18 protein-coding genes are annotated in these 21,931 nt (G+C 68.6%); 12 read left to right on the top strand and 6 right to left on the bottom strand.

What is annotated here, in order from left to right:
- Positions 1-2: 2 nt before the first annotated feature.
- The gene (locus tag EO081_RS15395; protein ID WP_129343141.1) at positions 3-518 is read right to left on the bottom strand and encodes an RNA polymerase sigma factor; all 516 of its coding nucleotides are present in this window, start codon (positions 516-518) and stop codon (positions 3-5) included.
- 104 nt (positions 519-622) lie between these two features.
- On the bottom strand, positions 623-1,210 hold the full coding sequence (locus tag EO081_RS15390; RefSeq protein ID WP_129343139.1) for a M23 family metallopeptidase: 588 nt from the start codon (positions 1,208-1,210) through the stop codon (positions 623-625).
- Positions 1,211-1,317: 107 nt separating this feature from the next.
- Here EO081_RS15390 and EO081_RS15385 point away from each other — a divergent pair, with 107 nt between their 5' ends.
- From EO081_RS15385 to EO081_RS15345, 9 genes are read left to right on the top strand one after another with little or no spacing between them, the layout of a single operon-like run.
- A complete protein-coding gene (locus EO081_RS15385) occupies positions 1,318-2,124 on the top strand; it encodes an aldolase/citrate lyase family protein (protein ID WP_240697718.1) in 807 nt (268 codons plus the stop codon).
- Between the two features lie 4 nt (positions 2,125-2,128).
- Entirely contained in the window at positions 2,129-2,959 is an 831-nt protein-coding gene (locus tag EO081_RS15380) for an inositol monophosphatase family protein (protein ID WP_129343137.1), read from the top strand.
- Positions 2,956-4,821, top strand: coding sequence for an SLBB domain-containing protein (locus tag EO081_RS15375; protein ID WP_129343135.1), 1,866 nt, complete (start codon positions 2,956-2,958; stop codon positions 4,819-4,821). The genes EO081_RS15380 and EO081_RS15375 overlap by 4 nt, the downstream gene beginning before the upstream one ends.
- On the top strand, positions 4,821-5,912 hold the full coding sequence (locus EO081_RS15370) for a capsule biosynthesis protein (protein WP_129343133.1): 1,092 nt from the start codon (positions 4,821-4,823) through the stop codon (positions 5,910-5,912). Before EO081_RS15375 ends, EO081_RS15370 begins: the two co-directional genes overlap by 1 nt.
- Positions 5,909-6,844 carry a glycosyltransferase family 2 protein gene (locus EO081_RS15365; RefSeq protein ID WP_129343131.1) on the top strand — a complete coding sequence of 312 codons (936 nt, stop codon included), beginning with the start codon at positions 5,909-5,911 and terminating at the stop codon, positions 6,842-6,844. Before EO081_RS15370 ends, EO081_RS15365 begins: the two co-directional genes overlap by 4 nt.
- The gene (locus EO081_RS15360; RefSeq protein ID WP_240697717.1) at positions 6,841-8,133 is read left to right on the top strand and encodes a hypothetical protein; all 1,293 of its coding nucleotides are present in this window, start codon (positions 6,841-6,843) and stop codon (positions 8,131-8,133) included. The genes EO081_RS15365 and EO081_RS15360 overlap by 4 nt, the downstream gene beginning before the upstream one ends.
- Positions 8,130-9,149: an NAD-dependent epimerase/dehydratase family protein gene (locus EO081_RS15355; RefSeq protein WP_129343129.1), complete on the top strand. Its 1,020-nt coding sequence runs from the start codon at positions 8,130-8,132 to the stop codon at positions 9,147-9,149. The genes EO081_RS15360 and EO081_RS15355 overlap by 4 nt, the downstream gene beginning before the upstream one ends.
- On the top strand, positions 9,137-10,957 hold the full coding sequence (locus EO081_RS15350) for a thiamine pyrophosphate-binding protein (protein ID WP_240697716.1): 1,821 nt from the start codon (positions 9,137-9,139) through the stop codon (positions 10,955-10,957). The genes EO081_RS15355 and EO081_RS15350 overlap by 13 nt, the downstream gene beginning before the upstream one ends.
- Positions 10,954-11,367: a GtrA family protein gene (locus tag EO081_RS15345; RefSeq protein WP_129343125.1), complete on the top strand. Its 414-nt coding sequence runs from the start codon at positions 10,954-10,956 to the stop codon at positions 11,365-11,367. Before EO081_RS15350 ends, EO081_RS15345 begins: the two co-directional genes overlap by 4 nt.
- A gap of 61 nt (positions 11,368-11,428) precedes the next feature.
- Here EO081_RS15345 and rfbG read toward each other — a convergent pair whose 3' ends face one another.
- On the bottom strand, positions 11,429-12,523 hold the full coding sequence (gene rfbG, locus EO081_RS15340) for a CDP-glucose 4,6-dehydratase (protein WP_240697715.1): 1,095 nt from the start codon (positions 12,521-12,523) through the stop codon (positions 11,429-11,431).
- A complete protein-coding gene (gene rfbF / locus EO081_RS15335; protein ID WP_129343123.1) occupies positions 12,508-13,284 on the bottom strand; it encodes a glucose-1-phosphate cytidylyltransferase in 777 nt (258 codons plus the stop codon). The genes rfbG and rfbF overlap by 16 nt, the downstream gene beginning before the upstream one ends.
- A 47-nt stretch (positions 13,285-13,331) precedes the next feature.
- Here rfbF and EO081_RS15330 point away from each other — a divergent pair, with 47 nt between their 5' ends.
- Positions 13,332-14,990 (top strand): ArnT family glycosyltransferase, encoded by a 1,659-nt coding sequence (locus tag EO081_RS15330; protein ID WP_165284656.1) that lies wholly within the window; start codon positions 13,332-13,334, stop codon positions 14,988-14,990.
- 9 nt (positions 14,991-14,999) lie between these two features.
- Positions 15,000-15,980, top strand: a complete 981-nt coding sequence (locus EO081_RS15325) for a L,D-transpeptidase (RefSeq protein WP_240697714.1) — start codon at positions 15,000-15,002, stop codon at positions 15,978-15,980.
- Between the two features lie 57 nt (positions 15,981-16,037).
- Here EO081_RS15325 and EO081_RS15320 read toward each other — a convergent pair whose 3' ends face one another.
- The gene (locus EO081_RS15320) at positions 16,038-18,218 is read right to left on the bottom strand and encodes a putative bifunctional diguanylate cyclase/phosphodiesterase (RefSeq protein WP_240697713.1); all 2,181 of its coding nucleotides are present in this window, start codon (positions 18,216-18,218) and stop codon (positions 16,038-16,040) included.
- Between the two features lie 266 nt (positions 18,219-18,484).
- Here EO081_RS15320 and EO081_RS15315 point away from each other — a divergent pair, with 266 nt between their 5' ends.
- Complete coding sequence (locus EO081_RS15315) at positions 18,485-20,815, top strand: TonB-dependent receptor (protein WP_129343117.1); 2,331 nt, start codon at positions 18,485-18,487, stop codon at positions 20,813-20,815.
- On the opposite strand, the gene EO081_RS15310 is transcribed toward EO081_RS15315, so the two are convergent.
- Complete coding sequence (locus EO081_RS15310; RefSeq protein WP_129343115.1) at positions 20,812-21,930, bottom strand: endo-1,4-beta-xylanase; 1,119 nt, start codon at positions 21,928-21,930, stop codon at positions 20,812-20,814. The two genes, EO081_RS15315 and EO081_RS15310, sit on opposite strands and share 4 nt — an antisense overlap.
- Position 21,931 lies beyond the last annotated feature (1 nt).

Raw genomic sequence — 21,931 nt, 5'->3', positions numbered from 1 at the left:
GGCTATTCCGCATCGAATTTCTCTCTCAGCTGCGACAACGCACGATAGGCCTTCTGCAGGTCCTTCTCGATCGAACTGAGGCTCACCCCCATCTCCCGCGCGATCGCAGCCTGGCCGACGCCGTCCAGCCGGTAGCGCCGGAACACCTGACTGACCCTTGGCCCCTGGGCGGCAAGCACCGCCTCCGCTTCGCCGAGGCGCTGCCGGGCGATCAGCACGCGCTCCCCCACCGCCTCGTCGCGCTCGCCGACGCTCGCCTCGTGCCAATCCTGCTGCCTCCGCTCACGGCTGATCGCGCTGCGCCGTCGGTCGCGCAGCACGTTCTCGGCCGCGCGAAACAGATAGGCGATGGGATCTGCGATCGGCTGCGCAGGGGCCGCCACCAGCCGCTGCCAAAGATCCTGGAACACGTCCTCCGCCTCGTCGCCTGCGCCACGCGCCGCGAGGAAGCGCAGCAGACGCGCCCGCTCGTCGACAAGGACACGCGTAAGGCCGTCGGACTTCGAATCCGGTTCCATCGCGCACGGGAAAGCACTCCCTGCGCCCGTTGCCAAGCCCCACTTGCTCGGGCTGCGCCGGGACGATCCCTCCAGATGCGGTGCAGTTGGCTCGAACTCTGCGGCTACGGCCCGGGGGATCGCAACGCGGTGCTACCACTCGGCAAGGTGTCCTGATCGACGCTCGGGTGCGGGACCCGGCGTTGTGCGAAGCGCGAGCGATGGGGCGGCGCCGGCACGGTTCGATCCGGCGCATCCGCCCGCGGGCGCTCGGGCGCGGCAGGTGTCGTTCCCAGGTAGCGGAGCGGATCCACGGGGACGCCGCCGACCCGATATTCGAAATGAAGATGACTGCCCGTCGAGCGCCCGGTCGAACCCATCCGGCCGATCACCTGCCCCTGCTCGACCATCTCGCCTGGCTGCACGAGGATGCGGGAAAGATGGGCGTAGCGCGTGGCGCTGCCGTCCGCATGGGCGAGCTCGATCAACTCGCCGTACCCGCCGCGCCGTCCTGCGACCCGCACCACCCCCGTCGCTGCGGCGAGCACCGGGGTGCCCGGCGCCCCGGGCAGGTCGACGCCGCGATGGTCGGTGGCTCGGCCGTGGAAAGGATCGGTGCGAAGGCCGAAGCGGGACGAGACGCGCAGCGTCGACGAATCCTGCGCGGTCGCGACGGCGGGGGACAGCACCAGCAGGGCAAGCAGCAGCCGCATGACCGCCAAACGGAGTCGCAGACACAATTCCGCATCCGGCCGGAACCTTTACGGGATTGGCTGCGCGGCTCCGTTTCTCCCCCGAAAACCATCCCCGGGAGGACATGATGAGCCCCACCGAAGCACATATGCTCGATTTGCTGAAAAAGGGTCGCGACCACTATGGCTTCGTCGCCGTGAAGGCGGAGTTCGAGGCCGAAGGCACGCGACCGGACGAGTTCCTTCGCCTGCTTGAACTCGCCCGCCGCGCCGACCTGAAGGTCGCACTCAAGATCGGCGGGTGCGAGGCGGTGTCGGACCTGCACGCGTCGAAGCTTTACGGCACCGACTATATCATCGCCCCGATGGTCGAGACGCCCTATGCGCTCTCCAAATTCGCCGACGCGCGCGACAAGGTCTATGGCGCCAACAGCGGCGGGACCGAGTTCCTGTTCAACCTCGAGACCGAAGCGACGCTGAAGGTGCTTGAGGAGATGCTGCCGATCGCGGCCGAGCGTCTCGACGGCGTCGTCTTCGGCCGCGTCGACTTCACCCTGTCCAAGGGGCTCCCGCGCGGCGCGATCAACGAGCGGGCGATCACCGATGCGGTGCTGGTCACGGCCGAGGCCTGCCGCCGCCACGATCTGGAGCTCGTCGTCGGCGGCTCGGTCGCGGTCGAGGCAGCGCCCGCCTTGCGGGAAATCCGCCAGGTACGGCTCGACCGGTTCGAGACGCGCAAGGTGGTGTTCGACGGCGCGGCGGTCGAGGGGGACGGGTTCGATGGCGGCATCGCGCTTGCGACCGCGTTCGAGCTCGCCTGGCTGGAGAACAAGCGCGATCTCTACCGCGCAATGGCGGAGGAAGACGCCAGCCGCATCGCCATGATGCGCGAACGCACCACCCGGGCCAACACGCCCGATCTGGTCGCCGCCTGATCCCATGTCGCTGGCCGGACACGTCGCCGCGCTGATGCGCGATGTCGCAGATCGCGTGGTGATGCCGCGCCATCAGGCGCTCGCAGCGCATGAAATCGCGGAAAAGAGCCCGGGCGAGGTGGTGACCTGCGTCGACCGGGAGGCGGAGGCGCGGCTGCGGGAGGGACTCGACCGGCTCGGCATCGGCGCGCGGGTCGTCGGGGAGGAGGCGTGCGCCGAGAACCCCGCGCTGCTCGACGGCATCGGCAGCGGCGCCGTGTGGCTGGTCGATCCCCTCGACGGCACCGCCAACTTCGCCAGCGGGTCCGGCGCGTTCGGGATCATGGTCGCGCTCGTCTCCGAGGGCGAGCCGGTCGCATCCTGGATGCTCGACCCCGGGACCGGGCGCATGTGCCATGCCGAGCGCGGCCTGGGTGCCTGGATCGACGAACGGCCGGTTCGCACGCGGAACAGCGGACGCCTGCGGCCGGTGGCGGCGCTGGCGACCCAGTTCATGGCGCCCGCCGAGCGCGTACGGGCGCATCGCGCGGCCGAGCGGCGATTTGCGCTGGAGCCGATTCCGCGATGCGCGGCGGAGAGCTATCCGCGGCTGGTGAACGGCCGCAACGACGTGGCGCTGTTCCAGCGCATCCTGCCCTGGGATCATGCCGCAGGCGTGCTGTTCCTGACCGAAGCCGGCGGTCACGCCACCCATTGGGACGGCAGCGCCTATCGGGTCGGCTCGGACCGCGCCGGCCTGCTCGCCGCGGCGGACGGGCGCCTGTGGGAAGTGGCAGCGGAGGTGCTGCGTACTCCGCTTGCCGAAGTAGGCTCGCTCGGAGCGCTGGCTGCATGATGCTTGCCCGCGCCTCCCTGCTTGCGAGTGCTGCCCTCGCGCTCACGCCCCTTCCCGCCGCCGCCCAGTTGCTCTCGCCGGTCGGCGGCACGGCACGTCCGGCCACGGGTGCGCCTTCGGCAGCGCCGGGCGTGGCGGTGCCGGAGGCGAGCCCTGCTCCTTTCTCTCCCGCCCGCATCGACCCGCCTCTGGCCGAAAGCGAGCCGGTTGCGTCTCAATCCCCTATCGGTGCGACGCCGCAGGGTCCGGACCCGGCACCGCCGCCGAGCGAATTCGAGGCCTATGTCTCCCAGGTTGCCGGCAAGCCGCTGCGCCGGTTCGGGTCCGAGCTGCTCGTGCCGGAAGCGCGCGACTTCACTACTCCCGCCACCACGGCGATCCCAGCCGATTATCTCATCAGCCCGGGCGACCAGTTGCGGCTCGACTTGTCGGGCTCGGTCCAGGGATCCAACCTGCGCCTGACCGTTGACAGCGAAGGCCGGATCTTCGTGCCGCGCGTAGGCGCAGTCCAGGTGGGTGGCGTACGCTATGGCGACGTGCGCAGCGTCGTCGCGTCCCAGGTTTCGCGCCAGTATCGCAACTTCCAGCTCGAGGTCGGCATGGCGCGACTGCGCGGCCTGACCGTCTATGTCACCGGCTTCGCGCGTCAGCCCGGCGCCTACACCGTCAACAGCGTCTCGACCCTGGTGAACGCCGTGCTGGCCGCGGGTGGGCCTTCCGAGGGCGGCAGCTTCCGCTCGATCCAGCTGCGCCGGGGCGGCACGCTGGTCTCCGATTTCGACCTCTATGACCTGCTGCTCCGGGGCGACAAGACCGGCGACGCGGTGCTCCGCAACGGCGACGTCATCCACATCGCCCCGGCGGGCGAGCAGGTCGCCGTCACCGGCAGCGTCAATCGCGAGGCGATCTTCGAAGTCGGGCCGGGCGAGACCCTGGCCGATGCGGTCGCCTATGCCGGTGGCGTCAGCACCGTCGCAGACGACACCCGCCTGCTGGTGCTCGACACGCTCGGCAGCGGCAACGGCGGCTGGCAGCAGCTGAGCGCGGCCGAAGCGCGCACCCGCGCCGTGCGCCGTGGCGACGTGGTGCGCGTGCTCACCAACGTCGGCATCGCCCGCCCGGTCGCGCAGCAGCCGGTGCTGGTCACGTTGAGCGGCGAAGTGGCAAAGCCGGGCCGCTACTATGTCCAGCCGGGATCGCGCCTCGCCGACGTCGTCCAGCAGGCCGGCGGTCTCACCCGCGAGGCCTTTCCCTATGCGAGCGTCATCACGCGGGAGAGCGTAAAGGCGCAGCAGCGCGAGAGCTTCGCGCGGGCCGTCGATGACATGGAGCTGCTGCTCAGCACCCAGCCGCTGGTGTCGGTCAATCGGGCGCAGTTGTCGTCGGCCGCCAATCTCCAACTGATCGATCAGGTGATCGCCAAGATGCGGGCACGCGAGCCGAGCGGCCGGCTGGTGTTCGACCTGCCCGTTAACGCCGCTACGCTTCCCGCCGACCTGATCGTCGAGAACAACGACGCGATCTATGTCCCCACCCGCCCGGTGACGGTTGGCGTGTTCGGCGCGGTCGCGAGCCCTGCCTCCTTTGCCTACCGCGAGGGGCAGACGATCGGCGACGCCGTCGAGAGCGCGGGCGGCATCCAGTCGCTGGGCGACAAGAAGGAGATCTTCGTCGTGCGCGCCAACGGCACCGTGCTGGCACGCGGAGGCCGGACGCTCAAGGCGCCGGCGCTCCCGGGCGACCTGGTGTTCGTGCCGGTCGATGCGAATCGCGGCGAGTTCTGGGCGCGGCTGCGCGACATCACGGGCAGCCTGTTCGGCGGCGTCATCGGCGCAGCCACCGTCGTGAATGCGGTGAACTGATGGCACGGGTGACGCAATGGGTGCGCGACCCGCGCTGGCGTCTGCGCGCCTATGGGGGAGCGGCGCTGGTGCTGGCGCTGCTCTCGGTCGTGCCGCAGCCCTATGAGGCGCGCGCCAAGCTCGTGCCGCAGGAGCCCGGCAGCCTCGGCCTGAGTTCCACGGTGAGCGGCATGGGCCAACTCGGCGGTTTTGCCGCGCTACTGGGCGGCGGCAAGCAGCCGATCGACCTCTATCTGTCGGTCGCCCGTGGCCGGGAGGTCAGCGACGCGGTCATCGCCCGGCTGAAGCTGGTCGAGCGGTATGGCTCGGCCCGAAAGGCGCAGCTGGCGCTTGCGAAGAAGGTGGACATCCATTCGCTCACCGGCGGCGTGATCGAGGTCGAGGCGCGCACTCACGACGCGCCGGAGGCGGAAACGCTGACCCGCGCCTATGTCGCCGCGATCAGCCAACGGCTGAACGCGCTCAGCCGTGGCCGCGTCCGCCGCAAGCAGGAAGTGGTGCGCGCTCGCTTCGGCGAAGCGGGCGAGCGGGTGGTGAAGGCCGAGGCGGCGCTCAACGCCTTCCGCCGCCGCAACCGGCTGGCGGAACCCGAGGCGCAGCTGGGTGCCGAGCTGTCGCTGCGCGCGGGATTGCAGGCCCAGCTCCAGGCAAAACAGGTGGAGGTGCAAACGCTCCGACAGTTCCAGGGCGACGAGAACCCGCAGCTGCGTGCAGCGGAGTCGGAGGTCGGCACGTTGCGCGCGCAGATCGCCCGCACCGCCGACCCTGCGTCGGGCGCCGCCGGGCCGAACGTCGCGGGCCTGACCGAAGTATCGGGCGAATACCTCGACCTCTACCGCGATTATCGCTTCGCCCAGGCGCTGTACGAGGTCTATGCGCGCTCGTCCGAAGAGATCGCGGTGGAATCGCTCGCGGCCGAGACCGCGTCCGACGCCGAGGTGATCGAGGCACCGCGACTGGACGTGGACCGCAAGTACAACGTTCCCGCGGTGGCGCTGCTCGCGCTGGTGATCGCGCTGGCGTTCTTCACCGAGCTCTATGCGCCGGCGACCGGCATCCGCCTGCCCGTCATCGGAAAGCCTAGGCCGTGAGCGCACCCGAGCTCTCGATCGTGATCCCGTGCTTCAACGAGATCGAGAATGTCGCGGCGATCACCGCGGCAGTGACGCGCGAGGCAGAGCGCCACGCGGCAAGCCATGAGATCATCCTGATCGACAATGGCTCGACCGACGGGACGCGCGACGCGATCCGCGCGCTCTGCGCGGCCGACCCGCGCGTGCGCGGCATCCTCAACAACCGCAACTATGGCCAGATGCGTTCCCCGACGCATGGCATCTACCAAGCGCGCGGCGCTGCGGTGATCGGGATGTGCGCCGATTTCCAGGACCCGCCCGCGATGATCGGCGAACTGGTCGCGCTGTGGCGCGGCGGTGCTGCGATCGTGCTGGGCCAGCGCCGCAGCGAACGCACGGGCCTGCTGCTGGGGCTGGTGCGCCGCGCGGGCTATGCGCTGCTCGGCCGCATCGCCGACTATCCCGTGATCCCCAACGTCACCGGCTTCGGGCTGTTCGACCGCAAGGTGGTGGACACGCTGCGCCGGTGGAAGGAGCCCGAACCCTTCTTCCGCGGCATGCTGGTGGAGAGCGGCTATCCGATCGCGCTGGTGCCGTTCGACCGGCCGGAACGCGCGGGCGGCGAGACCAAGAACGGCTTCGCCAGCCTGTTGGGCTTCGCGCTGTCCGGCCTCGCCGGATCGGCCAAGACCCTGCTGCGTGCGCCGATCCTGCTGGCGGTATCGGCGGGATCGTTGGCGCTGCTGCTTGCGGTCGTCGGCGTCGTCGCGCTGATCGCGGGCGGCCCCGCGGGAGCATGGCTCGGCTGGGCGGCAGGAACCGCGATGTTCGCCACCCTTCTGCTCTTCCTGGGCCTGATCGGCGACCAGTTGCGGCTGATCGCCGAGCGGACGCGCAACGTGCCGCTGGTGATCGAGGAAGCGCGGCTGAACTTTCCGGACGCACCGTGACCGCGCGGCCGCGCCCGCCGGTCGTCGAATGGGCGCTGATGCTCGCCGTAGTCGCGAGCTTTGCGCACATGCTGTGGTGGTTCTCTATCAACGGTTATCTGCCGCAGCCGTTCGTGTTCGACACCAACGACACCTTCATGGACTGGTTCAACACCGCCTATTGGGCGAACCGGCCCGGGGCATACGACGTGTGGCGCAGCATCTATCCGCCGCTGTCGTTCGTGTTCCTCGACTGGACCAGCCTGCCGGGCTGCTACGTCGGGTCGCCGTTCCAGGCGCGCGATTGCGACTGGCTCGCGCGCGCGACGATCCTGGCGGCCTATGTGGCGGATGTGGCTATCCTATGGATCGCGTTCCGACGCGCCGATTCGCGCACGGCGGTCCCCCGCACGGGGGCAATGGCACTGGGCTTGCCGCTGCTGTTCACGCTGGAGCGGGGCAACCTCATCCTGGTCGCGCTGCCGGCTTTCGTAGTCGCGCATGGACCCGTCACCCGATCCCGCGCCTGGCGGGCGGTCGGCACCGCGGTTACGATCAACTTCAAGCCCTATCTGGTGCTGCCTGCCTTTGCCCACGCGGTGCGGCGCGAGTGGCGGCCGCTGGAACTCGCCGGCATCACCACCATCCTCCTCTATCTCGTCACGCTCGCGCTGGTCGGATCGGGCTCGCCGATGGAACTCGCCTCCAACACGGTGAACTGGGTCAGCTTCGTCGCCGGGCAGATCTGGAACGAGGTCAATTATTCCACCAGCTATGCGCCGCTGCTGCTGATGCGCGAGAGCCAGCTGCCGCTGCTCGACTTCGTACCCTCTCGCACGATCGAGGCGATCGAGGCGGCGGTGCCGCTTGCGATCCGCTCGACCCAGCTGCTGGCGCTGGCGACGCTTGCCGCCGCCTGGCTCCAGCCGCGTGCGCTCACCCATGCGCGCGTCGCCGCGATCCTGCTGGGCGCCTATCTCGTGACCCAGTCGCCCGGCGGCTATACCCAGGTCTTCCTGCTGTTCCTGGTGCTGCTGGAGCCGTGGCGCGGCGGCGCGGTGCCCGCTCTTGTCTCGGCCTATCTGCTCTGCCTGGTGGGCGACCTCCCGCTCGCGACCGTGCTGCGTCTCGACACGCAGAGCTGGCTCAGCGGCCGGCCGGTACTGCCGGAGTTCGGGCTGACGCTTGGTCATTTCGTACGCCCCGGCCTCGTCATCCTGATCGTCTGGTCGCTGTCGCTGGACGCGCTGGTGCGCGTGGCGCTCGCCCATCGCGAGCACCGTCCCACCCTGGGCTTGGCCACCGCATGATTCCCGAACACGATCTGCGCGCGATCGACCTTGCGCTTGCCCCCTATTGGCCGCGGTTGGACGGCGCCCGCATCTTCATGACGGGCGGCACCGGCTTCATCGGCCGATGGATGCTGGAGGCGCTGGCGCGCGCGCCCATCGACGTCGAGGTAACGTTGCTCACCCGCGACCCGGCCGCCTTCGCCAGCCGTGCGCCGCATCTGGCGGCTCGTTTTCAAACGGTCGCGGGCGACGTGCTGCGCTTCGAGTCGCCGGCGGGCGCCTTCACCGACGTGATCCACGGTGCCACGGACGCCAGCGCGGCGCTCACGGCGAACGACCCGCAGCGCATGTTCGACACCATCGTGGACGGCACGCGCGCCGCGCTCGCCTTGGCCCGCGCACAGGACGCCCGCTTCCTGCTGATGAGTTCCGGTGCCGTCTATGGCACCCAGCCCTGGGACCAGCTCCACGTCGACGAAAACTGGATGGGCGGTCCCGACCCGCGCGACCCGAAGTCCTCCTATGCGGAGGGCAAGCGCGCGGCGGAGACGCTGACCGCGATCCACCACCATCAGTTCGGGCTTCACACCGTCACGGCGCGCATCTTCGCGCTGCTGGGGCCGGGCCTTTCGCTGGACACGCATTTCGCGGCCGGAAACTTCATCCGCGATGCGATCGCGGGAAAGCCCGTCCGCGTGACCGGCTCCGGCCAGGCGGTGCGCTCCTATCTCTACGCCGCCGATCTCGCGGTCTGGATGTGGATGCTGCACCTCACGGCCGCACCGGGTGCGACCTACAACATCGGCTCGGAGGAGGCGGTGTCGATCGCCGATCTCGCCCGGCGCACCGCGGACGTGCTGGGTGCCCCCGGCGTCGAGATCCTGGGGCAGCCCGATCCCGGCTGGAACCCCGGCCGCTACGTCCCCTCGACCCAGGCGATCCGCCGCGACCTCGGCGTCGCCCCGACCATCGACCTCAACGAAGCGATCCGGCGCACCGCGCTCGCCAATGGATGGACCCAATGCCCGAAATGAAGCTCTCCGACTGGCTCGCCCAATGGCTCGCCGACCATGGCATCGAACAGGTGTTCATGCTGACCGGCGGCGGGGCCATGCACCTCAATCACTCGATGGGCACCCATCCCCGGCTGAAGACGGTCTTCACCCATCATGAGCAGGCGCTGGCGATGGCGGCGGAGGCCTATGCCCGCTTCACCAACCGCCCGGCGGTGGTGAACGTCACCTCCGGCCCCGGCGGCACCAACGCGATCACTGGCGTCTATGGCGCCTTTGTCGACTCGATCCCGATGCTGGTGATCTCCGGACAGGTGAAGCGCGAGACGACGGTGCGCGCCACCGGGCTCAAGCTGCGCCAGCTCGGCGACCAGGAGCTCGACATCGAGGAACTGGTCCGCCCGATCACCAAATATGCAACCATGGTGACCGAGCCGGCCAGCATCCGCTACCACGCCGAAAAGGCGCTGTACCTGGCGACACGTGGCCGCCCCGGCCCGGTGTGGCTCGACATTCCGCTCGATGTGCAGGCAGCCAAGATCGACCCGCAGATGCTGTCCGGTTTCGACCCTGCTGAACTCGACGAGCCATGGCGCGACACGGACCTCCCCGCCACTGCGCGTACCATCCTCGACCGGATCGCGGCTGCCGAGCGGCCGGTCGTGCTGGCGGGCGCCGGCGTCCGGCTGAGCGGTGCGCACCGCGAGTTCCTGGCGCTGATCGAGCGGCTTGGCGTGCCGGTCGTGACCGGTTGGAACGCGCATGACACACTGTGGAACGACCACCCGCTCTACGCCGGCCGGCCCGGCACCGTGGGCGACCGCGGCGGCAACCTGGTGACGCAAAGCGCGGACCTGCTGCTGGTGCTCGGGAGCCGGCTCAACATCCGCCAGGTGAGCTACAACTGGGACAGCTTCGCGCGCGCCGCCTACAAGATCTGGGTCGATATCGACCCGCTGGAGCTCCAGAAGCCCACGGTAAAGCCGGACCTGCCGGTAGTCGCTGACCTGGCCGACCTGCTTCCCGCCATGCTGGATGCGCCCTATGCCGGCCCGACGGCCGCGCACCGCGAATGGCTCGCCTGGTCGAAGCAGCGCGTCGCTGCCTTTCCGGTGGTCCTTCCGGATTATCGCGACCATGGCCCGATGAACCACCCTTATGTCGCGATGGAGGCGCTGTTCGAGGCCCTCGACCCCGACGACGTGGTCGTGACCGGGAATGGCTCCGCCTGCGTCGTGAGCTTCCAGGCGGGGCGGCTGCAACAAGGGCAGCGGCTGTGGACCAACTCCGGCTGCGCCACGATGGGCTATGACCTGCCCGCCGCGATCGGCGTGTGCGCGGCGACCGGTGGTACCCGCCGCGTCCTCTGCATCGCAGGGGATGGCAGCATCATGATGAACCTGCAGGAGTTGCAGACGATCGCCGGTTACGACCTGCCGGTGAAGGTCTTCCTTCTCAACAATTCAGGCTATGTGTCGATCTTCCAGACCCATCGCAATTTCTTCAACGGGGTCGAGGTCGGCGGCGGCCCCAAGAGCAACGTGACCTTCCCGAGCTTCGAGAAGGTCGCCCATGCGTTCGGCTTCGCCTATGCGCGCGCCGACGGCCACAACGACCTGCCCGGCGCGATCCAGACGACTCTCGATGCGCCGGGGCCGGCGCTGTGCGAGATCATGATCGACGAACATGTCGCCTTCGCACCCAAGCTCGGCGCCAAGGTCCACGCCGACGGACGCATCACCTCGCCCCCGCTCGAGGACCTGTCGCCCTTCCTCCCCCGCGACGTGCTCGCCGCCAACATGGCGATCCCGTTGGTCGAGGAACAGTGAGCATCGCCGCCGTCACCGGGCGGCGGCCGCTCCGCTTCCTGATGGCGGGCGCTGCCAACACGGCGTTCGGGCTCGCCATCTACCCGGCGCTGCTGTGGAGCGTGCCCGCGTTCCGCACCCACTACCTCGTGGCGCTCGGCATCGCCCAGGCGGTGAGCCTGTGCTTTGCCTTCACAACGTACAAGCTGGGTGTGTTTCGCACCCGCGGCAACATCCTGCGCGAGTTCGCGACCTTCGCGAGCTTCTACCTGTTCAACTATGTCGCCAACTGGGTGGCGCTGCCCCTGCTGGTGGAGATCGCGCAGGTACCTCCGGTGATCGCGCAGCTGGGCTTCACCGTCGCGCTGATCGCAGGCAGCTGGTTCTGGCACAGCCGGGTCACGTTCCGCGGGAGCCCGGAACAGCCGTGACCGATCCGGAATGCTGTTTGCGGGAGCAGGGGATCCGCGCTCCGGCGGATCCCCTGTGCGGTCAGGCGGCGGCGCGCACCCGGCCCCTGCCCGAAAGCGCTTCGTAATGGGCGATCTGTCCCAGCGTCACGGCGCGTGCGTCCGCACCGGCGCCCACGCTCTTGTGCCAGTCGACGATCCAGTCGATCGCGTCGGCCAGCGTCAGCGCCGGGCGCCAGCCGAGCGCGGTCCGCGCGCGCGAGCTGTCGAGGCGCAGCAGCCCCGCTTCGTGCGGGCGAGGGCCGGTGTCGAAACTTGGCGCTGCGGCATCGTCGCGCCAGACCGCGCGCATGCGATCGACGATCCAGCGGACCGGCTGGGCATCCTCGTCGCCCGGGCCGAAGTTCCAGGCGTCGGCGAAGCGCCGTTCGCCATCCAGCAGCCGCTCGCCAATCATCAGATACCCACCCAGCGCCTCCAGCACATGCTGCCATGGCCGCACCGCGTCGGGCGCGCGGATCAAGGGGGCCACGCCGGCCTCAAACGCGCGGACCAAGTCCGGCACCAGACGGTCCTGCGCCCAGTCGCCGCCGCCGATGACGTTGCCGGCACGCACCGTCGCCAGCAAGGGCCCGCTCTGCTCGAAGAACGAGCTACGCCATGCCGCCGCCACCAGCTCCGCGCATCCCTTGGAGCTGCTGTAGGGATCGTGCCCGCCCATCGGATCGCTCTCGCGATAGGGCCATTCCCACTCGCGGTTCGCGTAGCATTTGTCGCTGGTGACGCAGACGATCCCGCGCACCCCGCCGACCGCCCGGGCCGCCTCCAGCACATGGATCGTGCCCATGACGTTGGTGGCATAGGTCTCCACCGGCTCCTGATACGACAGGCGCACCAGCGGCTGAGCGGCGAGGTGGAAGATCATGTCCGGTCGCGCCTGCCCCACGGCCGCGCGAACCGTCTCCAGGTCGCGGATGTCGCCCTCGATGTGCCGGACGCCGCGCGCGAGGTGCGCGGCCTCGAACAGGCTCGGGCTGGTGGGAGCCGGCAGCGCCAGTCCGGTCACTTCCGCTCCCATCGCGGACAGCCACAGCGAAAGCCAGCTGCCCTTGAAGCCGGTATGGCCGGTGACGAGCACGCGCCGGCCGGCCCAGTTGCGGTTTACCAGCGCTTCCACGGCGCGCTCCCATTCTGCCAAAGCGTTTCCAGGTGATTCTTGTCGCGAAGCGTATCCATCGGGTGCCAGAACCCATCATGCCGGTAGCCCCGAAGCTCGCCCTGCGCAGCCAGTTGCTCCAGCGGCCCGGATTCCCAGACGCTGTCTGGTCCGTCGACCAGATCGAGGACGCTGGGGTGCGCGACAAAGAAGCCGCCGTTGATCTGCCCGCCGTCCCCGGCCGGCTTCTCGCGGAAGGCGGTGACGCGCTCGCCGTCGAACTCCAGCGATCCGAAGCGGCCCGGCGGCGTGACCGAGGTGATCGTCGCGCGGGCACCATGCGCCTTGTGGAAGCGCACCAGGTCGGCGATGTCGATGTCGGCGACGCCGTCGCCATAGGTGAAGCAGAAGGGCTCGTCCGGATCGAGATAGGGCCGGATCGCTGCCAGCCGACCGCCGGTCATCGCCGTCTCCCCGGTCTCGACCAGGGTGATGCGCCACGGCTCGCTGCGCGCGCGATGCACTTCCATGCCGTTGCTGCCAGCCCTGAGGTCGATCGTGACATCGGCGGTGTGCAGGAAGTAGTTCGCGAAATACTCCTTGATCAGATAGCCCTTGTAGCCAAGGCAGATCACGAAGTCGTTGAAACCGGCCGAAGCGTAGATCTTCATGATGTGCCACAGGATCGGCATCCCGCCGATCTCCACCATCGGCTTGGGGCGGACGGCGGTCTCTTCGCCCAGGCGGCTGCCGAGGCCGCCTGCCAGTATCACAGTTCGCATGGATTCTCCCGCACATGACGTTTGCGAAGAGGACGGAACCGCGCGCCATGGCCCGTAAATCCGAAAGGCTGTTGCTGGTCGCGATCCTGTTGCTCGCGGCCGCGTTGCGGCTGTGGCACCTCGATTTCGGGCTGCCCGCGCTCAACGATCCTGACGAGCCGGTCTTCATCATGACCACGCTCGACATGCTGCGGGAAGGACGCCTCAACCCCGGCTGGTTCGGTCATCCGGCGACGCTGCTCTTCTACCTGCTGGCGCTGGTCATCGTCGCCGTGGCTGGGCTGGGCGAACTGCTCGGCCGCTGGAGCGGCAGCGACGCCTTCGTGGCCGCGGTGTTCGCCGATCCGGGCATCCTCGTCCTGCCGATGCGCGGACTGAGCGTGGCGTTCGGCGTCGTCAGCGTGTGGCTGACCTGGCGGCTCGGCCGACGAGTGGCAGGCCCCCGCACCGGGCTGGCCGCGGCGCTGCTGCTGGCGTGCAACACCGTGCATGTCGAATTGTCGCAGCTGATCCGCACCGACATGCTGGCAACCCTGCTGATGTGCTGGAGCATGCTCCACGCCCTTTCGGCAACAGAGGATTCGAGACGCCGCCACCCCGTCTGGGCAGGGATCGCCGCGGGCCTCGCCTGTGCTGCCAAATGGCCGGCGGTTCTGGTTCTGGTGGCGCCGCTCGCGGCGGGCCTGTGGCGCGCGCGCTGTGACACCCGTGCACTCCGCTTGCTGCCGGTCGCACCCGTGGTCGCATTGGGAACGCTGCTGCTGGTTTCGCCCTATCTGCTGCTCGACTATCCTGCCGTGCTGCGCGACCTCACCGCAGAAGCACGGCCGGTGCACCTTGGCGCCACCGGGTACGGGTTTCTCGGGAATCTCGGCTGGTACATCCGCCATCCCCTGGCGCAGAGTTTCGGCTGGCCGGGGCTGGCACTCATCGCCACCGGTGCATTCGGCATTCGCCGGCGTCCAGCGGCAGCGATCGTGCTGCTTCCTACCGCCGCCGCGATCCTGATCGCGCTGGCGGCGCAAGCGCTCGTCTGGGAGCGCTGGATCGTACCGGTGCTGCCGATCGCCGCCATTCTCGCGGCGATCGGCCTCACCAAGGTGGCCGACGTCTTCCCCAGTGCGTGGCGCACCTGGTGTGGCGGCATCCTCCTGCTTGCCCTGGCGACCTGGATGGCGAGCGTCACGATCGAACGGCTCGCCCGCCATGCGGAGGATCCGCGCCAGGCCGCCACCGCCTGGGTTCGCGCGCATGTGCCGCCCGGCCGCACCATCCTGGTCGAGCACGCCGCCTTCGACTTGCTCCCGTATCGCGGCCGCCTGCTCTTCCCGCTCGGGAGCGCCGGCTGCGTCGATGTGCGGACCGCGCTGAACAAGCGGCCGAGCTACCGCCGCGTGAACGGTCTTCGGCAGGGCAGCGCGATCGTCGATCTCGGCCACGTCGATGTGGCGCAGCTTGCGACCTGCGACGCGGACGTCGCCATCCTGTCGAACTACGCCCGCTACGCGCAGGAACCGGGCCGCTTCGCTCGCCCGCTGGCCGTGTACCACCGGTTGCTGCGCCATCATCGCTGCGTCGCGACCTTCACCAGCGGCCCGCGTCAGTCGGACAGGGGTGCCCAGGTGTGCATCCGAAGCGTGCCGCGACCACGGCCCGCCGCAGCCCGCGTCACTCCGGCTGGCCCGACGCCGGCAATTCGGCGATAGGGAACGGCCATGAACCGCTTTCTCGCTCCGCCCGCCGCGCTGCTCTGCATGTTCGCGGTGCTCGCCGATAGCCCGGTCGCAGCACAGCAGGCGGACCGGCCCAGCTTGAGCGTTGTCGAGGCGGTGCAGAAGCTGAAGCCCGGCGGCTATCTCTGGGCGCCGCAGGTCGCGCCCGACGGGCCGATGATGATCGTGGTGAGCCTGCGCCTGCAGCGCGCCTATGTGTATCGCAACGGGGTGATGATCGGGGTTTCCACCATCTCTTCTGGCGCAAAGGGGCACGAGACGCCGACCGGCGTCTTCACCGTCCTTCAGAAGGACGTCGACCACAAGTCGAACCTCTATAACGGCGCGCCGATGCCGTTCATGCAGCGGCTGACCTGGGACGGGATCGCCATGCACGCCGGAAACCTGCCCGGCTACCCAGCCTCGCACGGCTGCATCCGGCTGCCGCTGGCCTTCGCGCGGCTGCTCTACGGCGCCACCAGCAAGGGAATGACGGTGGTGATCACCCAGGATGCGCCGGTACCCCGCGTGGCTCCAGTCCCGCAGCTGCTGAAGGCGGGCAAGACCGCTCGTTCCCCCGCGGGCGACTCCGGCTTCTGGCAGCCCGAGCGGGCGCCCTCCGGCCCGGTCTCGATCATCGTCAGCGCGGCAGACCGTCGCGTGGTGGTGCTGCGCAACGGCGTCGAGATCGGGGCAGCCCCGGTCACGCTGCGCGGCGCCATTCCTCGCCCTGCCGCCTATGTCGCCAGCAGCGTCGATGGCGCCGGCGCGCACTGGACGAAGGTCGCACTCCCCTGGGACGGCAAGACCGCGAGCTCTCCCATGGCGGAGGACAAGGATCGCATCACGGTCGACCCGGGCTTCCGGGATCGCCTGCTGCCGCTGCTCGTCGCGGGCACCACCGTCGTGGTCACGCCCGACAGCCTCAGCAGCGGCAGCACGGGCGCACCGATCACGCTTCTGACGGACACCGCCGAGCCCTGACCACCTCGGGGTGCTACAAGGGCAGGCGCACGGATGGCATCGGCGACGGGGCGCCGCTCAATTGGTGTCCGCGAGCGCGGACGAATGCCCGCCGACCCGAAACACCGCGTCCATGGCTTTCGCGGGCATGGGCCGGCTGAGCAGATAGCCCTGGAGGGAATTGCAGCCGATCTGCGACAGGAAGAAGCGCTGCTCGGCCGTCTCGACCCCTTCCGCCGTCACCTTCAGGCCGCTCGCCTTGGCCAGGTCGATGATCGCCTGGATGATCGGGCTGCCATCCTCGGTGCTGCCGATGCCGCTCACGAACGACCGGTCGATCTTGATGCGGTCGACGTCGAAATTGCGCAGGTGCGTGAAGGAAGAATATCCCGTCCCGAAATCGTCGAGGGCGATCTTCACCCCGCGTGCGCGCAGTGCGGTCAGGTTCGGCTGGCAGTTGGCCGCGTTCTCGATGAAGCTGGTCTCGGTGATCTCCACCTCCAGCCGCGCGGGCTCCAGGCCAGACTGCTTCAGGATCTCCGTCACCCGCTCGGCAAAGTGCGCGTTGCGCAGCTGGACGGCCGACACGTTCACCGAAATCGTCCCGATCGGCCATTTCACCGCCGCGCGACAGGCCTGCTCCAGCACCCATTCTCCGAGCTGCTCGATGAGCCCCGCCTCCTCGGCGATCGGCACGAAGATGGTCGGCGAGATGAACCCCTGTTGCGGGCGGCGCCATCGGACAAGCGCCTCCGCGCCCGTGATGGCCCCGCTCTGAGCCGAATAGAGCGGCTGGTAAAACACCTCCAGGCCGGTACGGGTTTCCAGCGCGGCGCGAAGGGCGGTCTCGATCTCCTTGCGCCGCCTCAGACTGGCGTCCATCCCCTCGGCGAAGAAGGTGTAGCGCCCCTTGCCCGCACTCTTCGCCTCATAGAGGGCGATGTCCGCCTTGCGCGCAAGATCGATCCGTTCGCTCGCGTCGGCCGGACCCATGGCGATGCCGATGCTGACGCCCACCCGTGCCTGGGTGCCGGCGATGTCGATCGGGCGGCTGATCTCCTCGACGATCCGCATGCACAGGATTTCCGCCTCGGCCGGCCCTTCGATGTCGCACTGGATGATGGCGAATTCGTCGCCGCCCACGCGGGCGACCAGGTCCGTCGAGCGGACCAGCGAGGCGAGCCGCGTCCCCACCTGCCGGATGAGTTCGTCGCCAGCTGGGTGCCCAAGCGTGTCGTTGACGCTCTTGAACCCGTCCAGGTCGAGGTACAGGAGCGCGAGCGAGCTGGAGGCGGCGCGCGCATGGGCAAGCTGATGGGCGAGGCGATCGTCGAACAGCGCGCGGTTCGCGAGCCCCGTCAGAGGATCATGGAAGGCGAGATGCTGCGCCTGCGCCTCGCTCGCCTCCAGCCGCAGCGTGCCCTGTCGCACATGGCGCAGCAGAATGGTCACGATCGCGAAGATGAGGAGAAGCGATGCGCCCATCACCGGTGCCACCCGCTTCACCAGCAGCGAGCCCGGCTGGAACGGTTGCCAGACGACGTAGCCGATCAGCTGCTTGGAAGAGGAGAGCAGCGGCACTGCCCCCTCCGTCCGCCCGGCGAGCGGTTGCTTCGCAAACGCTGCGCCTTCCAGCTGGTATCGTTCGGAGAGCTCCCGCGTGAAATCCGTGTCGAGGTACCGCACCGCGATGTGCAGGAACTCGGTGCCGGCAGCCTGCGGGATGGTGCCGGTGTCGGAGGTGATCGGCTTCACGCTGACGATGGCTGGATGGCCGCTGACGATGGCGAGGTCGATAGTTCCCGGTGTCAGCGCCGAGGGCCCCACGTCTCCAGGTGAGGGGTGGCGCAGCTTGCGGCGCAACTCCGCGACGAGCGGCGCGGCGATGTCCTCGACACCGCGTTGATAGGCGGAAGCGGAGATGCGGCGCCCCCCCCGCATTGCATAGATCGGCTCGTTCTTCGGGTTCAGAAGAAAGGCCTCGTCATGTCCATAGTAGGTGCGCATCCACACGCCGAGATTGGTATCCAGCCACACCGGATCTTGATCAAAGGCCCGCACGTGCCGAACCGCGTCGTCCCAGACGGTCACGCCCTCCTGGTCGTGCGCGATCCGCGCGATGCTCTGCGCCAGCACCGTCGAGATCACGCCATGCTCGCGCTGGAAGGCGAGCCGGTCGGCCTGCCGCGCCGAGAACAGAACCAGCGCAGCGATCAGCACTGCCATCGCCGCGACCGTGGCGAGGGCAGGTGCGACCACTTGAGCGACGAACCGCCTGCGGCCGGCGCCCCCGGTTGAATGCTGTCCCGGCTCCATGGCTCAAGGGGTAGGGAGCGCCGGTTAAGGAGGTGTTGCTGCCGACGGGCGCCTCTGTCGGGGAACCGGCGAAGAAATCATCCGCCTGGCAAGGGCTTGCGCGCTTTTAGCACCCTGTCCCTCGATCGGCACCCGGGAAGCTGTGCACAGCCATCCGCATCATTCGGAAATTAACGCTGAAATCATGAATCTGCCGGATAGGCGCGAGCATGATCTCGTTCCCTTGCCGCCAGCCATCCGCGCTCTGGACCGCCTCGGCCCTCGCTTTCCTGGCGGTGCCCGCGGCGGCAACTCCCAGGGACGAACCCAGCCCTTCCGCCGAACCGCAGCTAGAGGCGCAAGACGTCATCGTCACCGCACAGCGCCGTCCCGAGCGCATCCAGAACACGCCTGTCGCCATCAGCGCGTTCGACGAGCAGGCGATCGTCCAGCGCAAGCTCAACGACGTCAAGGACATCGTGACCTACACGCCCGGCTTCTCCGGGAACTCCGAAGACAGTTACATCGACACGCTGGCGATTCGCGGCATCGTCTCCAACGACTATGGCATCGGCGGCGATCCCTCGATCGGCATCTTCAAGGACGGAGTCTATCAGGGGAGGACCGGAAGCGCGGTCACCTCCCTGTTCGATATCGAGCGCGCAGAGGCCCTGCGCGGTCCCCAGGGCTTCCTGTTCGGGCGCAACGCCATTTCCGGCGCGATCAACATCGTCACCAACAAGCCCGACACGGAGCGAGTCCGGGGGCACGTCTATCTCGGCTATGGGGAGGTGGATCGCGTGGAGGCGGAGGCTGCGCTCAACCTGCCGCTGAGCGAGCACTGGGCGCTGCGCGTGGCCGGATATCACACCGCCTCCGACGGATGGGTGGACAATGTGTTCACGCCCGATCGCGACGATCGGCTGATGGGTGAGAACCGCACTGCGGCGCGCGCCTCGCTGCTCTATACGGCGGGTCCGCTGCGCGTGATCGCCATGGGCGAGTATGAGCGGCGGCGGCTGGATGGCACGCCCTATCGCGCTTCCAACGACGACCGCGAGGTGCTGGACGCGATCGACGACGCGCTTGGCATCGATCTCGTGGTCGGCGGTGGTCCTCGCGATGTGGATACGGACCTGACGGATCCCCGCGACGACGGTGAAATTTATGGGGGCACGCTGCAGGCCGACCTGGATCTGGACTTCGCCACGCTGAGTTCGATCACCGCCTATCGCCGCCACCGCTTCTTCTATTCGGAGGACTATGACGGAACGCCGCTCCGGATCGGCAACTACAGCCAGCGCCAGCGCGGCACCTATGCGAGCCAGGAGGTCCGCCTGGTTTCCCCAGGTACGGGTCGGTTCACCTGGTCGACCGGGCTGTCCGGCTATCGCGAAACGGTGCGGGCCCGCTTTACCGAGCAGGCGGACGAAACGGCCGTCTGCCTGGCCGGCTACGGCTACTCCAGTTGCGAGGAACTGACCCAGGACCTCTATGGCACGCCCTATGTTGCCGCGCCGGACGGTATCCTAGTCGACGTGAACGAGGCGCGGACGGTGAACACCGGCTTCTCCGCCTATGGCGACGTCAATTTTCGCGTCCTCCCCAAGCTGAACGTCGGCCTGGGACTGCGCTACACCTGGGACCACAAGAAGTTCGGGCTGAACATCCTCCCGAGCGACACTACGCTCGGCAACCTCTGGACGTTCGCCTACTACACCGATGGCTTCGTGACCGATGGCAGGTCCTGGCAGGGTACGACGCCGCGGCTCTACGTGCGTTATGAGATCCAGCCCCGCTTGAACGTCTACGCCAGCGTCACGCGGGGCTATAAGTCGGGCGGGTTCGGCTCCTTCACGGTGGCAGCACCGGGACCGATCGAGGAGTTTGGCCTGGTTCCGGACGGCACCAAGCCCGACGCCTTTGCGCCCGAGACGATCTGGAGCGAGGAGCTGGGGGTGAAGGGCGATCTTCTCGGCGGCCGACTGCGCTTCGACCTCACCGGCTTCCTCTACAATTATCGCAATCTGCAGAGCGTCTATTTCGACACAGAGACACGCACGCAGCGGGTCCTGAACGTCGGACGGGTGCAGGGATATGGCGCCGAGTTCGCGACGACCCTGCGCCCCAGCCGCTTCTTCGATCTGACGGGGACGCTCACCTACACCCACACGCGCAAGCGCGGCGACCGCGATTGCACGCTGAAGGACTGCGGCGGGCTGCCGAACCCCACCTGGGCGTCGAGTGGCGTCGGCACCTTCCATTATCCCCTCGCCTCCGGTGAAGCCTATCTCGCGGGCGAATGGGTCTACGAAGGGCGCGGGCGCGAAAGCTTCGACTGGCGCGGCATCACCCGCCGCCACGGCTATACCACGGTGAATCTCCGCCTCGGCTATCGCTCGGACGCCGGGTGGGAAGCCGTCGCCTATGTCGAGAACCTGTTCGACGCGCTCTACTATCACGGCGCGGAGAACGGCGGCGACCTGACCCCCGCAACGGTGTGGGGCGTAGCGCAGCCGCGCAACGTCGGTGTGAACCTCCGGTGGCGGTTCGGCGACTAGGCCGGCCGGCGATGGGCCGAAAACGCCGCGGCCAGTGCATCGCGCATCGGCTTCGGGCGGAAGTCGGCGTCGAATGGAAGCGGGCGCTTGGGTAGCTTGTCGGGACGCGGACGGAAGTCGTTGAGCCAGCTGTAGCGGTCCGACAGTCCCCAGCACATGACCGTCCGGCACTGCGGGTAGGAGAGCATGAGGTCCAGGTACGCGCGCGTATGCGCCGCGACCTCGACATCCCGCCTGGTGATGTCGCTGGGAAGCGGATTGTCGTGCACGTCCATCTCGGTGATCAGCAGCCGGAAGCCCATGGCTGTGACCTCGTCGAGGAACTTGCGCCATGCCGTTTCGTCCAACGCGCCCAGGCCCGTGGGTGAGTCGGAATATTTGCTGCCCAGGTGGCTCTGCACGCCGAGCGCGTCCACGGGCACGTTGCGCTTGCGGAACCCCTCCAGCAGCTTGAGCACCGCCGTCCGGTGCACGGCCTCGTCCGCACGCCAGCCCATATAGTCGTTGTAGACGAGCTCCGCCGAGGGCGCCGCCGCCCGCGCGCTATGGAAGGCGAGGTGGAGGGTCGGCTGGGCGCCGCCCATCGCCTTCGACAAGGCCGTTTCGCGCAACACGCCGGTGTCGGAGTCGATCGCCTCGTTGACCACGTCGAAGCTGTCGATGACGCGAGCATAGCGCCCGGCGACCCTGGTCACATGCTCCTGGAGCAGCCGCTCGGCTCCCCGTGCCGGCTGGGCGCCATAGTCGTGCTCGGTGACCCACTTCGGCGTCCAGCGCTCCGAATGCCACAGCAGCGTATGGCCGCGCACGCCCATGCCGTTGCTGGTTGCCCAGCCGATCAGCGCGTCCGCAGGGCCGAAGTCGAACGTCGTGGCGTTGGGCCGGGTGATGCTCCACTTGAGCTCGTTCTCCGGCACGATCAGCGCACATTCTCGGGCATTGAGTGCGCGATAGGCAGCATCGGCGAAATTGCCCTTGCCGATGGTGCTTCCGAACCGAATGCCGCTGGCGGCCGCGATCGCACCCAGGCTGTCCGCACGCGGGGCGGCACGCCCGGCGAGCGGCAGCGCCAGCGCGCCGGCGGCACCGGCAAGAAACAGGCGACGGTCGATCATG

It is taken from the genome of Sphingomonas desiccabilis, from assembly GCF_004135605.1.
In the GTDB taxonomy this organism is placed as follows: Bacteria; Pseudomonadota; Alphaproteobacteria; order Sphingomonadales; family Sphingomonadaceae; genus Sphingomonas; species Sphingomonas desiccabilis.
This window is presented reverse-complemented; position numbering and strand designations above follow the sequence as displayed.

Coding starts and splice junctions, on each gene's coding strand:
- EO081_RS15395 (WP_129343141.1), bottom strand. CDS start 518: ATGGAACCGGATTCGAAGTCCGACGGCCTTACGCGTGTCCTTGTCGAC.
- EO081_RS15390 (WP_129343139.1), bottom strand. CDS start 1,210: ATGCGGCTGCTGCTTGCCCTGCTGGTGCTGTCCCCCGCCGTCGCGACC.
- EO081_RS15385 (WP_240697718.1), top strand. CDS start 1,318: ATGAGCCCCACCGAAGCACATATGCTCGATTTGCTGAAAAAGGGTCGC.
- EO081_RS15380 (WP_129343137.1), top strand. CDS start 2,129: ATGTCGCTGGCCGGACACGTCGCCGCGCTGATGCGCGATGTCGCAGAT.
- EO081_RS15375 (WP_129343135.1), top strand. CDS start 2,956: ATGATGCTTGCCCGCGCCTCCCTGCTTGCGAGTGCTGCCCTCGCGCTC.
- EO081_RS15370 (WP_129343133.1), top strand. CDS start 4,821: ATGGCACGGGTGACGCAATGGGTGCGCGACCCGCGCTGGCGTCTGCGC.
- EO081_RS15355 (WP_129343129.1), top strand. CDS start 8,130: ATGATTCCCGAACACGATCTGCGCGCGATCGACCTTGCGCTTGCCCCC.
- EO081_RS15350 (WP_240697716.1), top strand. CDS start 9,137: ATGCCCGAAATGAAGCTCTCCGACTGGCTCGCCCAATGGCTCGCCGAC.
- rfbF (WP_129343123.1), bottom strand. CDS start 13,284: ATGCGAACTGTGATACTGGCAGGCGGCCTCGGCAGCCGCCTGGGCGAA.
- EO081_RS15330 (WP_165284656.1), top strand. CDS start 13,332: ATGGCCCGTAAATCCGAAAGGCTGTTGCTGGTCGCGATCCTGTTGCTC.
- EO081_RS15325 (WP_240697714.1), top strand. CDS start 15,000: ATGAACCGCTTTCTCGCTCCGCCCGCCGCGCTGCTCTGCATGTTCGCG.
- EO081_RS15315 (WP_129343117.1), top strand. CDS start 18,485: ATGATCTCGTTCCCTTGCCGCCAGCCATCCGCGCTCTGGACCGCCTCG.
- EO081_RS15310 (WP_129343115.1), bottom strand. CDS start 21,930: ATGATCGACCGTCGCCTGTTTCTTGCCGGTGCCGCCGGCGCGCTGGCG.